This is a genomic window from Geodermatophilus telluris (genome assembly GCF_900102745.1).
Lineage (GTDB): Bacteria > Actinomycetota > Actinomycetes > Mycobacteriales > Geodermatophilaceae > Geodermatophilus > Geodermatophilus telluris.
The window spans coordinates 236,389-250,202 of record NZ_FMZF01000005.1 but is presented as its reverse complement, the minus strand read 5'-3'; the positions used below and the strand labels follow the sequence as shown (position 1 = coordinate 250,202).

Annotated in this window: 11 protein-coding genes; all 11 read left to right on the top strand. The window is 77.8% G+C overall.

The window, feature by feature from the left end:
* The first annotated feature begins 18 nt into the window (after positions 1-18).
* Entirely contained in the window at positions 19-453 is a 435-nt protein-coding gene (gene mraZ, locus BLQ97_RS17110) for a division/cell wall cluster transcriptional repressor MraZ (protein ID WP_091367214.1), read from the top strand.
* 471 nt (positions 454-924) lie between these two features.
* A complete protein-coding gene (gene rsmH / locus BLQ97_RS17105; RefSeq protein WP_091367213.1) occupies positions 925-1,932 on the top strand; it encodes a 16S rRNA (cytosine(1402)-N(4))-methyltransferase RsmH in 1,008 nt (335 codons plus the stop codon).
* Complete coding sequence (ftsL, locus tag BLQ97_RS17100) at positions 1,929-2,576, top strand: cell division protein FtsL (RefSeq protein WP_091367212.1); 648 nt, start codon at positions 1,929-1,931, stop codon at positions 2,574-2,576. Before rsmH ends, ftsL begins: the two co-directional genes overlap by 4 nt.
* A 3-nt stretch (positions 2,577-2,579) precedes the next feature.
* A complete protein-coding gene (locus tag BLQ97_RS17095; RefSeq protein WP_245692333.1) occupies positions 2,580-4,541 on the top strand; it encodes a peptidoglycan D,D-transpeptidase FtsI family protein in 1,962 nt (653 codons plus the stop codon).
* 131 nt (positions 4,542-4,672) lie between these two features.
* Positions 4,673-6,241, top strand: coding sequence for a UDP-N-acetylmuramoyl-L-alanyl-D-glutamate--2,6-diaminopimelate ligase (locus tag BLQ97_RS17090; RefSeq protein WP_091367211.1), 1,569 nt, complete (start codon positions 4,673-4,675; stop codon positions 6,239-6,241).
* On the top strand, positions 6,238-7,629 hold the full coding sequence (locus tag BLQ97_RS17085) for a UDP-N-acetylmuramoyl-tripeptide--D-alanyl-D-alanine ligase (RefSeq protein WP_091367210.1): 1,392 nt from the start codon (positions 6,238-6,240) through the stop codon (positions 7,627-7,629). The genes BLQ97_RS17090 and BLQ97_RS17085 overlap by 4 nt, the downstream gene beginning before the upstream one ends.
* On the top strand, positions 7,626-8,705 hold the full coding sequence (mraY, locus tag BLQ97_RS17080; protein ID WP_091367209.1) for a phospho-N-acetylmuramoyl-pentapeptide-transferase: 1,080 nt from the start codon (positions 7,626-7,628) through the stop codon (positions 8,703-8,705). Before BLQ97_RS17085 ends, mraY begins: the two co-directional genes overlap by 4 nt.
* Positions 8,706-8,788: 83 nt before the next feature.
* The gene (gene ftsW, locus BLQ97_RS17075) at positions 8,789-10,300 is read left to right on the top strand and encodes a putative lipid II flippase FtsW (protein WP_091367208.1); all 1,512 of its coding nucleotides are present in this window, start codon (positions 8,789-8,791) and stop codon (positions 10,298-10,300) included.
* Positions 10,297-11,430 (top strand): undecaprenyldiphospho-muramoylpentapeptide beta-N-acetylglucosaminyltransferase, encoded by a 1,134-nt coding sequence (gene murG / locus BLQ97_RS17070; RefSeq protein WP_175471790.1) that lies wholly within the window; start codon positions 10,297-10,299, stop codon positions 11,428-11,430. Before ftsW ends, murG begins: the two co-directional genes overlap by 4 nt.
* Entirely contained in the window at positions 11,420-12,889 is a 1,470-nt protein-coding gene (murC, locus tag BLQ97_RS17065; RefSeq protein WP_091367206.1) for a UDP-N-acetylmuramate--L-alanine ligase, read from the top strand. The genes murG and murC overlap by 11 nt, the downstream gene beginning before the upstream one ends.
* Complete coding sequence (locus BLQ97_RS17060) at positions 12,886-13,674, top strand: cell division protein FtsQ/DivIB (protein WP_245692331.1); 789 nt, start codon at positions 12,886-12,888, stop codon at positions 13,672-13,674. Before murC ends, BLQ97_RS17060 begins: the two co-directional genes overlap by 4 nt.
* The last annotated feature ends 140 nt before the right edge of the window (positions 13,675-13,814 follow it).

Sequence of the window (13,814 nt, the reverse complement as noted above, 5' to 3'; positions counted from 1 at the left end):
GATGGGGGAGGTGATCCGGTGTTCGTCGGCAGCTACACCCTGCGGCTCGACGAGAAGGGCCGGCTCGCACTCCCGGTCCGGTTCCGCGACCAGGTGGCCGACGGCATGGTGATCAAGAAGGGCCAGGAGCGCTGCATCTACGGCCTCACCATGGCCCGGGTCGCCGAGCAGAGCGCCGCCGCCGCCCACATGGCCCCCGCCGACACAGCCGAGGCGCGCATGCGCGCCCGCATGAGCTTCGGCTCGATGGTCGAGGTCGAGCCGGACAAGACCGGCCGCATCACCATCCCCGCCGGCCTGCGGCAGTACGCCCACCTCGACCGCGACGTGGTCGTGGTCGGCGTCGACACCCGGTTCGAGATCTGGGACCAGGCCACGTGGGACTCCTACGTGGAGGAGCAGGAGGCGGCCTTCGCCGCCATGGAGAGCGAGGGGATGCCCACGCTGTCCTGACCCCCCGTCCCGCCGGTCGCCCCGACCACCTGCGCACCCCGACGCGAGCCGTCTTCCCCGCGGCTCGACCGGGTGCGGACCGAACCGTCTTCCCCGCGGCTCGGTCCCCGCGCACCGGGCGGCACCGCGCCGCCGGTCGGACCGGCACCGGCTCCGGCGACCCCCGCTCCCCGTGGGCACCACCTGACGCACTTCCCCGGCGCCAGGCGGAGCCCGCGGGGGGTGGGGGTCACCACCCCGCTCCCGCGGCCACCCCACCGCGCCCCACCGTCCCCACCCCGCCCCACCGGCCGGCCCGGGACGGACGCGGGCCCCTCCCGCCTGCCCACCCCTCGCCGCCCGCCCGACCGTCGCGCCCCACTCGTCGCGCGGCGCGCCCGCCCGGCTCCCGCCGACGACCCGCCGCCCGCGCCACCATGGGACGACGCGCCACCCGTCCCGGCGCGGGAGCCCGACCCGAGGAGGCCGACGATGAGCACGCCCGAGCCCACGCGGCCCGCGCCGCCGGACTCGGCGGCACGGCCGCGGCCCGTGCACGTGCCCGTCCTCCTCGACCGGGTGACCGGGCTGCTCGGCCCCGCCTGCGCCGGCGAGGGCGCCGTCCTCGTCGACGCCACCCTGGGGCTGGCCGGCCACGCCCTGGCCCTGCTCGACGCCCACCCCGGCCTCCGGCTGGTCGGGCTCGACCGCGACCCGCAGGCCCGCGCCGAGGCCGCCGCCCGGATCGCCGCCGCCGGCCACGCCGACCGCGCCACCCTGGTGCCCGCCGTCTTCGACGAGCTACCCGACGTGCTCGACCGGCTCGGCCTGGCCGAGGTGCAGGCCGTGCTGTTCGACCTGGGCGTCTCCTCGCTGCAGCTCGACCGGCCCGAGCGCGGCTTCAGCTACGCCGGCGACGGCCCGCTGGACATGCGGATGGACCCGGAGGCCCCGCGCAGCGCCGCCGACGTCGTCAACACCTACTCCGCCGCCGAGCTCGCCCGGGTGCTGCGGGTGTACGGCGAGGAGCGCTTCGCCTCGCGCATCGCCGCGGCCATCGTCCGCGAGCGGGCGCGGGCGCCGTTCACGCACACCGAGCGCCTGGCCCACCTGGTGCGCGACGCGATCCCCGCGGCCACCCGCCGCACCGGCGGGCACCCGGCCAAGCGGACCTTCCAGGCCCTGCGCATCGAGGTCAACGACGAGCTCGGGGCGCTGCAGCGGGCCCTCCCGGCGGCGCTCGACGCGCTCGCCGTCGGGGGCCGCGTCGCCGTCATCACCTTCCACTCCCTCGAGGACCGGATCGTGAAGCAGACCCTCGCCGCCGGGGCGACCGACCGCACCCCGCCGGAGCTGCCGGTGCGCCTGCCCGAGTACGGGCCGGTGCTGCGGCTGCTCACCCGCGGCGGCGAGGCGCCGTCGGAGGCCGAGGTGGCCGCCAACCCCCGCGCGGCCTCCGCCCGCGTGCGGGCCGCCGAGCGCACCCGGCGCGCCGCGTGAGTGCCGCCGCCCGCGCGCCCCGCGACGGCGCCGCCGCGACGACGACACCGGCCACGCCCGCCCGCCCGGCACCGGCCACGCCCTCCCGCCCGGCACCGGCCACGCCCTCCCGCCCGGCACCGGCGATGGCCTCCCGGCCCGTCCGCGTGCAGACCTCCGGCGCGCTGCCCTCCCGCCCCCTGCGCGCGCTGCCCTCGCGGCCGGCCCGCGGCCGGGCGACCGGACCGACCCCCCGCGTCAGCGCGCCGGCGCTGCGGCTGGTCCCCGGCGGCGACGCCGGCCGGACGCCGCGTGGCCTCCTCGGCAGCCGCCGGGCGCCGTTCGTGCTGCTCGTCGTCGCGCTGCTGGTGCTCACCACGCTGGGCCTGCTCGTGCTCAACACCGCCGTCGCGGTCAACTCGCTCAAGGCGACCGCGCTGCGCACCGCCAACGCCGAGAAGGCCGAGGAGGTGCAGCGGCTCGAGCAGCAGGTGGTCGACGGCGCCACGCCGGCCCAGCTCGCCGCGGCGGCCGCCGCGGCCGGCCTCGTGCCCGCCGGTGCCGCCGCCTACCTCGTCGTCGCGCCCGACGGCAGCGCCACGCTCCGCGGCACCCCCGAGCCCGCGCCGGCGCCCGGGGAGCCCGAGGCGGGGGAGGGGGGCTGAGCCGTGGCCGTCCCACCCCGTGACCCCGGCCGCCGCACCGCGCCGCGCCCCGCCGTCCGCGGCGCCCGCTCCGGCGTCCCCGTCCGTCCCCGCGCGCCCCTGCCGCCGGCCGCCACGCGCGGCGGCGCGCCTCGCGGCGCTGCGGCCCGCGGCGGGGCACCCCGCGCCGGTGCCTTCGCCCCGCGCCGCCCGCCCGGCAGCCGCCGCGCCGGCCGCCCGCTGAGCGTCGGCCCCCGCCGGCTGTGGTGGGGCCTGGTGCTCGTCGTCGTCCCGCTGCTGGTCGTCACCGGGAAGCTGGTGCTGCTGCAGGGCGTCGACGGCGCCGACTACGCCTACGCCGCCGAGCAGGACCGGCTGGCCACCTACCCGATCGCCGCGCTCCGCGGTGCCGTCGTCGACCGTGACGGCCACCCCTTCGCCTACACCGTCGACGCCTCCCGGGTGGTCGCCGACCCCACCGTCGTCGAGGACCCCGAGAAGACGGCGCTGGCGCTGTCCGCGCTCCTCGACGCCCCCATCGACGAGCTGACCGACCAGCTCTCCGCGGACGGCCGCTACGTCGTCCTGGCCCGGCAGGTCGCGCCGGAGACCACCGACGCCATCGACGAGCTGGGCCTGGCCGGCGTCTCCTTCGAGGACGACCCCGTGCGCCTCTACCCGGCCGGCTCCGTCGGCGGGCAGATCGTGGGCTGGGTGGGCCGCGACGGGGCCGGCCTGGGCGGCATCGAGCTGCGCTTCGAGGACCAGCTGGCCGGCACCGACGGGCAGCGCCGGGTCGAGGTGGGCAGCGGGGGCAACCCCATCCCCTCGGGCATCGACGAGTCCACGCCGGCCACCGACGGCAGCACCGTCGAGCTCACCGTCGACCAGGACGTGCAGTTCATGACCGAGCAGCGGCTGGCGGAGGCCTGCGCCGACGGCGCCACCACCCGCGCCTCCGCGGTCGTGCTCGACGTGCACACCGGCGAGGTGGTCGCCATGGGCTCGTGCCCGGGCTACGACCCCTCGCAGGCCGGCCGCACCGACCCCGAGCTGCTCGGCAACCCGGTCGTCTCCGACGTCTTCGAGCCCGGCTCGGTGATGAAGGCGGTCACCCTCGCCGCGGCCGTCGAGGAGGGCAGGGCACGGCCGGACACGGTGCTCATCGTCAACGGCCACATCGAGGCCGGCGACGTCGTCGTCACCGACGCCCACGACCACGCGCCGGTCGACTGGACCGTCACCGGCATCCTCGCCAAGTCCAGCAACGTCGGCACGATCATGCTGGCCCGCGAGGTGGGCGACGCGACGCTCGAGCGGTACCTGCGCGCCTTCGGGGTGGGGGAGGAGACCGGCGTCGAGCTGCCCGGCGAGAGCGCCGGCATCCTCGAGGACTCCGCCGACTGGACCGAGAGCCGCGCGGCCAACGTCCCGATCGGCCAGGGCGTGTCGGTGACGACGCTGCAGATGGCGTCGGTCTACCAGGCCATCGCCAACGGGGGCGTGCGGATCCCGCCGCGGCTGGTCGAGTCGCTCACCGCGCCGGACGGGACGACGGCGACCCCGGAGGCGCCCGAGGCGACCCGCGTGGTCAGCGAGGACACCGCCGACGCGCTGGCCTACATGCTCGAGGCCGTCGTCGGCCCGGGCGGCACCGCCCCGCTCGGCGAGGTCGAGGGCTACCGGGTGGCCGGCAAGACCGGGACCGCGCAGCGCCCCAACCCGGAGTGCAACTGCTACGCCGGCGGTGGGTACGTGACCACGTTCGTCGGGTTCGCCCCCGCCGACGACCCGCAGTACGTCGTCGCCGTCGACCTCGAGCGGCCCAGCAGCGACGCCGAGGGCGGCCAGGTCGCCGCGCCCGTGTTCGCCGACGTCATGCGCGCGGTGCTCACCCACAACGGGGTGGTGCCGTCGGGGACCGAGCGGCCGGACTTCCCGCTCACCGCCGCCGACCTCGCCGCCCGCGACCCCGCCGGCGACTGACCCGAGGCCACCTACCCGGTGCACGTCCGCGGATCTGCCCGGTGCACTTCCGCGGAGTTGCCCGGGAGGGACACCGCCGAGGGGCCGTGGGTGCACGGGGCGCGAGGTGCCCGCCGGTAGATTGGCCCGACGTGAGCCCGACCGGACCCGGGTCGGTGCCCCGGCCAGCGGGGACCCGCCCGCTCGCCCTCAGCGCGCTGGCCGACCTCGTCGGCGACCCCGTGCAGGGCGACCCCGGTACCGCCGTCCGCGGCGTCACCCTCGCCTCGCCCGAGGTGCGCCCCGGTGACCTCTACGCCGCGCTGCCGGGCGCCCGCACGCACGGCGCGCGCTTCGCCGCCGACGCGGCCGCCCGCGGCGCGGTCGCGGTCCTCACCGACCCCGGCGGCCGGGACCAGGCGGCCGCCACCGGCCTGCCGGTCTGCGTCGTCGACGACCCGCGCGGCGTGCTCGGCGCCGTCGCCGCCCGCGTGTACGGCGAGCCCGCCCGCCGGCTGCCCGTCGTCGGCATCACCGGCACCAACGGCAAGACGACGACGAGCTACCTGGTCGAGGCCGGCCTGGCCGCGGCCGGCCGGGCCACGGGCCTGATCGGCACCGTCCAGTCGCGCACCCGCGGCCGCGACGGGCGCGAGGCCGCCCTCCCCAGCGTGCGCACCACCCCCGAGGCACCGGTGCTGCACGCGCTGCTGGCCGGGATGCTCGAGTCCGGCGTCGACACCGTGGTCATGGAGGTGTCCAGCCACGCGCTCGTCCAGGGCCGCGTCGGCGGGGTGCCCTTCGCGGCGGCCGGGTTCACCAACCTCAGCCAGGACCACCTGGACTTCCACGGCGACCTGGAGAGCTACTTCCGGGCCAAGGCGCTGCTGTTCGACGGCCGCGCCGCGCGGGAGGTCGTCGTGGTCGACGACGAGCACGGCCGCCGCCTCGCCCGGGAGCTCGGCGGCCGCGCGGTCACCGTGTCGGCGGAGGGCACCCTGCTCGACGGCCGCCCCGCCGACTGGACCGCCACCGGCGTCGCGGCGGCGCCCGACGGCGGCTCCGCGTTCACCCTCACCGGGCCCGGCGGCACCTGGCCGGCGCGGGTGCGGCTGCCCGGGCGGTTCAACGTGACCAACGCCGTCCTCGCCGTCGCGCTGCTCGACGCGGTCGGCGTGCCGGTCGCCGCCGCGCTCGAGGGCGTCGCCGGCACCGTCGTCCCGGGCCGCATGGAGCCGGTCGACGCCGGCCAGCCGTTCACCGCCGTCGTCGACTACGCGCACACCCCTGACGCGGTCGCCACCGCCCTCGACGCGCTGCGCGGCGCCACGCGGGGCAGGCTGATCACCGTGCTCGGCTGTGGCGGCGACCGCGACCCCGGCAAGCGCCCGGCGATGGGGGCCGCCGCGGCCACCCGCAGCGACCACCTGGTGGTCACCGACGACAACCCCCGCTCGGAGGACCCCGCGGCCGTCCGCGCCGCCGTCCTCGCCGGGGTGCCCGCCGACCGCCGGCACGTGGTGGAGGAGGTCGGCGACCGCCGGGCGGCGATCGCCCGCGCCGTGGCGCTGGCCGGGCCCGGTGACACCGTGCTGATCGCGGGCAAGGGACACGAGACCGGTCAGGAGGTCGCGGGCACCGTGACGCCGTTCGACGACCGCACGGTGCTGCGCGAGGAGATCGCCGCGCTGCCGTCCACCGCCGGGGCGGCCCCCCGGTGATCGCCCTCTCCCTCGCCGAGGTCGCGCAGGCCGTCGGCGCCGCCGTCCCGCACGCCGGGACGGCGACCGTCACCGGCGTCACCCTCGACTCGCGCGCCGTGGGCCCCGGCGACCTGTTCGTCGCCGTCGCCGGGGAGCGGGTCGACGGCCACGACTACCTCGGGGACGCCGCGGCCGCCGGTGCCGTCGCCGCGCTGACCACCCGCCCCGGCGGCCCGCTGCCCGCCCTCGTCGTCGACGACACCGTCGCCGCGCTGGGCCGGCTGGCCGCGGCGGTGCACGCCCGCCTGGCCGACGGCGACCTGGTCACCGTCGGCATCACCGGCTCCGCGGGCAAGACCTCCACCAAGGACCTGCTCGGCCAGGTGCTCGGCGCCGCCGGCCCCACGGTCAGCCCGCCGGGGTCGTTCAACAACGACATCGGCCTGCCGCTGACCGTGCTCGCCGCCGACGCCGACACCCGCTTCCTCGTCCTGGAGATGGGCGCCCGCGGCGTCGGCCACATCGCCCGGCTGTGCGCGGTCGCCCGGCCCGACGTCGGCGTGGTGCTCAACGTCGGGTCCGCGCACCTGGGCGAGTTCGGGTCGGCCGACACCATCGCGCTGGCCAAGGGCGAGCTGGTCGAGGCGCTGGCGGAGACCGGCACCGCGGTGCTCAACGCCGACGACCCCCGCGTCGCCGGCATGGCGCCGCGCACCCGCGCCCGCGTGGTCACCACCGGGCGCTCCGCCGGCGCCGACGTCCGCGCCGCCGACGTCACCCTCGACGAGGCCGCCCGCGCACGGTTCACGCTCGTCGCCGGCGGCGAGCGGCACCCGGTCGCCCTGCAGGTGGTCGGCGAGCACCAGGTGGCCAACGCGCTGGCGGCGGCGGCCGCCGCGGTCGCCGCCGGGATGACGCCGGCCGCGGCCGCCACCGCGCTGTCGGCGGCCACCGCCCGCAGCCGCTGGCGCATGGAGGTCACCCGCCGCGCCGACGGCGTCACCGTCGTCAACGACGCCTACAACGCCAACCCCGAGTCGATGCGGGCCGCGCTGGCCGCCGTCGCCGGGATGCCCGCCACCCGCCGCGTCGCCGTCCTCGGCGGCATGGCCGAGCTCGGCCCCACCGCCGACGCCGAGCACGAGCGGCTGGGCCGCGACGCGGTGGCCGCCGGGGTGGACCTGCTCGTCGCCGTCGGGCCCGAGGCGGCCGGGCTGGTCACCGGCGCGGCGGCCGCCGGCGCCCGCTCCGGGGAGACCGCGGTGTCCGTGCCCGACCGGGCGGCGGCCCACCAACTGCTCGCGGAGGTGCTGGTGCCCGGTGACGTCGTGCTGGTGAAGGCCAGCCGGTCCCACGGGCTGGAGGCCCTGGCCGCGGACCTGCTCGACGTCGGGGCAGGCGCGTGAAGTCCGTCCTCGTCGCCGCGTCGTTCGGGCTGATCATCTCGATCCTCTGCACGCCGCTGGCCGTGCGCGCCTTCCGGCGCCGCGGCTTCGGCCAGGAGATCCGGGACGACGGCCCCGAGTCGCACCTGTCGAAGAAGGGCACGCCCACCATGGGCGGCACCGTCATCGTGGGCGCGACCGTCGGCGGCTACCTGCTGGCCCACCTGTTCGTCATCAACCAGCCCGGCCGGGGGGTCACCGCCACCGGGCTGCTGCTGCTGTTCCTCATGGTGGGCCTGGGCACCGTCGGCTTCCTCGACGACTACCTCAAGATCCGGCACCGCCGCAGCCTCGGGCTGAACAAGACGGCCAAGCTGGTCGGCCAGCTCGTCGTGGGTGTGGGCTTCGCCGTCCTGGCGCTGAACTTCCCCGACGAGGCCGGGGTGACGCCGGCGTCGGAGTTCGTCTCCTACGTCCGCGACATCCAGCCGCTGTTCGTCAGCGCGATCGGCTTCGTCGTCCTGGCCTACCTGTTCATCGCCGGGTTCTCCAACGCCGTCAACCTCACCGACGGCCTCGACGGGCTGGCGGCGGGCTGCTCGGCGATGGTCTTCGGCGCCTACGTGGTGATGAGCTTCTGGCAGTTCACCCACGACTGCGCCGCCACCGCGGTCGACGGCTGCTACCAGGTGCGCGACCCGCTCGACGTCACGCTGGTCGCGGCCGCGGCCATGGGCGCCTGCCTGGGCTTCCTCTGGTGGAACACCAGCCCGGCGCGGATCTTCATGGGCGACACCGGGTCGCTGGCGCTGGGCGGCCTCATGGCGGGCCTCGCCATCGTCACCCGCACCGAGCTGCTGCTCGTCGTCCTCGGCGGGCTGTTCGTCGCCGTCACCCTCTCGGTCGTCATCCAGGTCGCCTTCTTCCGCGCCACCCGCCGCCGGGTGTTCCGGATGGCCCCGCTGCACCACCACTTCGAGCTGGCCGGCTGGGCGGAGAACACCGTCATCGTCCGGTTCTGGCTGGTCACCGGGATGGCGGTGGCCTTCGGCCTGGGCCTGTTCTACGCCGACTGGCTGTCCGTCACCGGCCTGTGAACGGCGGTCCGGCCCCCGAGCGCCGGGCGCGACACGCGCGGTTGCTGCAGGGGCGAGGGCCGGTCAGCGGCGACGATGGCCGGATGGACAGCCGGACCGCTCCGTCCCGTGGCGGCACCCGACGCACCACCGGCCGCGCCGCCCGCACCGGGGCCGCCGGCGCCCGGCCCCGGCTGCGCGGGCCGGCCTGGCTCGACGGCCCGATGACCAGCTGCCACCTGGTCATCGGCGCGGCCGGCCTGCTGCTGGCCATCGGCCTGGTCATGGTGTTCTCGGCCTCGGCGATCGAGGCCGCGCTCAACGACGAGCCGGCCTGGAAGCCGGGCCTGGACCAGCTGGTCTTCGCCGCGCTGGGCCTGGTCGCGCTCGGTGTCGCGGTGCGCCTGCCGACCGGGCTGCTGCGGCGCTGGTCGCCGATCGCGCTCGTCGTCGTGACCCTGCTGCTGGTGGCGGTGCTCGTCCCCGGCGTCGGCGTGGCCTACAACGGCTCGCGGGCCTGGATCAGCCTCGGGTTCACCGACTTCCAGCCCTCGGAGCTGTCCAAGCTCGTCGTCGCCCTGTGGGGCGCGCACGTGCTCGCCCTGCGCGGCCGGTCGCTGACGGTCCGGACGCTGCTGGTCCCGCTCGTCCCGGTGTTCCTCCTGCTGTCGGTCCTGCTGATCCGCGAGCCCGACTTCGGGGCCGTGGTCAGCCTGCTGCTGGTCGTCGGCGGGCTGCTGTGGGCCGGGGGCGCGCCGTGGCGGGTCTGGGCGATCGCCTTCGCCTCCGCCGTCACCGCCGTCGTCCTGCTGGTCATGGCCGCGCCCTACCGGCTGGAGCGCATCACCGCGTTCATGGACCCCTTCGCCGACCCCACCGACACCGGCTTCCAGGCCATCCGCGGCTTTTACGCGCTGGCCACCGGCGGGCTGTGGGGCGTCGGGCTGGGCAACAGCGCCATGAAGTGGAACCTGCTGCCCGAGGCGGAGTCGGACTACATCTTCGCGATCATCGGCGAGGAGCTGGGCTTCCTCGGCTGCCTGGTGGTGGTCACCCTCTACGCCGTGCTGGCCTACGCCGGCTTCCGGATCGCCCGCCGCGCGGCCGACCGCTTCGTCTCGCTGGCCAGCGTCGCCATCACCGTGTGGCTGGTCGGCCAGGCGGCCATGAACATGGGGTACGTCGTCGGTCTCCTCCCGGTCACCGGCGTCACCCTGCCGCTCGTGTCCGCCGGTGGCACCTCGCTGGTGCTCACCCTGTTCATCGTGGGGATCCTCATCCGCTTCGCACGGTCCGAGCCCGAGGCCATCGAGCACGCCCGGCGCACCGAGCGCGGCCGCCTGGCCCGCTGGCTGCTGCCGGTGCCCGAGCACGCCGTCGACCCCGTCCGGCCCCGCCGGTCGCGCCCCGGCCGCCCCGAGCGCCGGGACGGCGCCCCCGCGGCCCGCGCCGGCGCGTCGCCGCGGCGCCCGGTCGACGCCCACCCCGTCCGCCGGCCCGCCGAGGCGCCCCGGCCCGACCGGTCCGACCGGCGCGCCGTCCCGCCGCCGGCCCGCCGTCCCGACCGCGACCGCGTGCCGGCCCGCCCCGCCGACCGCCCGGGGCGGTCCCGGTGACCGCCGGGGGAGCGCCGGAGGGCGTGCCCGGGGGAGTGCGCAGCGTCGTGCTCGCCGGCGGGGGCACCGGCGGGCACATCGAGCCGATGCTCGCGCTGGCCGACGCGCTGCGCCGCCGCGACGCCGGAGTGCGGATCACCTGCCTGGGCACGGCCCGCGGCATGGAGACCCGGCTGGTGCCCGCGCGCGGCTACGACCTGCGGCTGATCCCGCCGGTGCCGCTGCCGCGCCGGCCCACGCTCGACCTCCTGCGGGTGCCCGGCCGGGTGCGCCGCTCGGTCGCCGAGACCCGCGCGCTGCTCGACGAGGTCGGCGCGGAGGTCGTCGTCGGGTTCGGCGGCTACGTCGCGCTGCCGGCCTACCTCGCCGCGCGCCGGGCGGGGGTGCCGGTCGTGGTGCACGAGCAGAACGCGCTGCCGGGCCTGGCCAACCGGGTCGGCGCCCGCATCGCTGCGCGGGTCGCGGTCACCGTGCCCGGCACGCCGCTGCACCGCGGGGAGCACGTGGGCATGCCGCTGCGCGCCTCGATCACCACCCTCGACCGCGCCGCCCGCCGCGCCGAGGCCCGGGCCACCTTCGGCCTGGACGCCGACCGGCCCACCCTGCTGGTCTTCGGCGGGTCGCAGGGCGCCGCGTCGCTCAACCGGGCCGCCGTCGCCGCGGCCGACGCGCTCACGGCCGCGGGCGTGCAGGTGCTGCACGCCCGCGGCCCGAAGAACACCGACGTCACCGTGCCGCCCCGCCCGGCGGGCGCGGCCCCCTACGTCGTCGTCGACTACCTGGAGCGGATGGACCTCGCCTACGCCGCCGCCGACCTGGCGCTGTGCCGCTCCGGGGCGGTCACCGTGGCCGAGCTCTCGGCCGTCGGGCTGCCCGCGGCGTTCGTGCCGCTGCCCATCGGCAACGGCGAGCAGCGGCGCAACGCGCTGCCGGTGGTCGAGGCCGGCGGCGCGTTCCTGGTCGACGACGCCGACCTGTCCGCGGCGTGGATCGGGTCGACCCTGGTCCCGCTGCTCACCGACCCCGCAGCCCTGGCCGGGTACGCCGCGCACGCCGCCGCGGCCGGCGTCCCCGACGCCGACGACCGGCTGGCCGACATCGTCCTGGAGGTGGCGACCGGTGACCGCTGACGCGACCGCCGCGTGGACCGACCCGGTGCCCGCGCTGGAGGAGCTCGGCGCGGTGCACTTCGTCGGGATCGGCGGTGCCGGGATGAGCGGCATCGCGCGCATCCTGCTGGCCCGCGGGGTGGCGGTGTCGGGCAGCGACCGCCGCGACACCCCGACCCTGCTGGCGCTGCGGGCGCTGGGCGCCCGGGTGGAGCTCGGTCACGACGCCGCGCACCTCGGCGACGCCGACACCGTGGTGGTGTCCTCGGCCATCCGCGAGGACAACCCCGAGCTCGCCGCGGCCCGCGCGCGCGGCCTGCGGGTGCTGCCCCGGGCGGTGGCCCTGGCCGCGGTGATGGCCGGGCGGCGCAGCGTCGCCGTCGCCGGCACGCACGGCAAGACGTCGACCACCTCGATGCTCACCGTGGCCGTGCAGGCCTGCGGCGTCGACGCCTCCTTCGCCATCGGCGGCGACCTCAACGAGTCCGGCAGCAACGCGCACGCGGGGGAGGGCGACGTCTTCGTCGCCGAGGCCGACGAGAGCGACCGCTCCTTCCTGCTGCTGGCGCCGTACGGGGGCATCGTCACCAACGTCGAGGCCGACCACCTGGACAACTACGGCGACCTGGCCGCGGTCGAGGCGGCCTTCGACCGGTTCCTGCAGACCGTCGACCCCGCGGGCTTCGTCGTGCTGTGCGCCGACGACCCCGGCTCGGCGCGGCTGCGCGACGTCCCCACGCCGGCGCAGGTGCGCACCTACGGCACCGCGGCGGACGCCGACCTGCGGCTGGTCGACCTCGAGGTCGGCCAGGACGCGACCAGCTGGACCGCCGTCCTCGACGGCACGGAGCTCGGCCGGGTGCGCATCCGGGTGCCGGGTGAGCACATGGCCCGCAACAGCGCCGCGGCGCTGCTGGCCGGGCTCGAGCTGGGCCTGCCCGCCGCCGGGCTGGTGGCGGGGCTGGAGCGCTTCGGCGGGGTGCACCGCCGCTTCGAGCTCAAGGGCACCGCCGCGGGCGTGCGCGTCTACGACGACTACGCCCACCACCCCACCGAGGTGACCGCCCAGCTGCACGCGGCGCGCGCGGTGGCCGGCGGCGGCCGCGTGGTGGTGGCCTTCCAGCCGCACCTCTACAGCCGCACCCGCGAGTTCGCGGCCGCCTTCGGCGAGGCGCTGGGCCTGGCCGACGAGGTCGTGGTGATGGACGTCTACGGCGCCCGCGAGGACCCCGTCCCCGGCGTCACCGGCGCGATGGTCGCCGACGCGGTGCCGCTGCCGGCCGAGCAGGTGCACTTCGAGCCCTCCTGGTCGGCGGCCGCCCCGGCCCTGGCCGCCCGGGCCCGCCCCGGCGACCTGGTGATCACCATGGGCGCCGGCAACGTCTCCATGCTCGGCCCCGAGGTGCTCACCGCCCTCGCCGGCACCGGCACCGGGGACGGCGGCGGGACCGGCGGCGGCTGCGCCGACCCCGACCGGTGAGCCGCACCGGCCGCACGACCGCCGATCGGGAGCGCGCGGTCCCGGCGGAGGTCGTCCGGCCGGCGCGCCGCCGCCGGCGGCCCGACACCCCCGCCGAGCGGCGCCGCCGGCGGCTGGTGCGCGCGGCCCTGGCCGTCGCGGCGGTCGCCGCGCTGTGGTGGGCGGTGTGGGCCAGCCCGCTGCTGGCCGTCCACGCGGTCCGGGTCGACGGCGCCACCACGCTGACCGCCGAGCAGGTGCGCACCGCGGCCGGTGTGCCCGACGGGACGCCGCTGCTGCGGGTCGACGTCGACGCCGCCGCCGAGCGCGTCGCCCGGCTGCCCCAGGTCGCCTCCGTCGAGGTCACCCGGGGGTGGCCGCGCAGCGTCGTCGTCACGGTGGTCGAGCGGCGACCGGTCGCCGTCGTCGAGCAGACCGGCACCCGCGCCCTGGTCGACGCCGGGGGAGTCCTGTTCGACACGGTCACCGGCGAGGCGCCCGCGGGCGTCGTCCCGCTCGACGTCGCCGACCCCGGCCCCGACGACCCGGCCACCCGCGCGGCGCTGGGCGCGCTGGTCTCGCTGCCGGCCGACGTGCGCGGCGAGGTGGCGGCGGCCTCGGCGACCTCCGGTGAGGACGTCACGCTGACCCTCGCCGACGGCACCACCGTGGTGTGGGGCGGGGCCGACGACGCCACCGGCAAGTCCGACGCGCTCGTCGCGCTGCTCGCCCAGCTCTCCTCCGGGGGGCTCGAGCCGGCGGGGACGATCGACGTCAGCGCGCCCGGCGCCGTCGTCCTGCGCTGAGGACCCTCCGGCCGGCGCCGGGTTCGTCCCCGGGTTCGTCCCCGGGTTCGTCGCCGTGCGTGTCGAGGCGGGCGCGCACCGCTGTGACGGCGCCCTCCGCCGACACGCCCACCGACGCGACACGCCCGACACGGCAGATG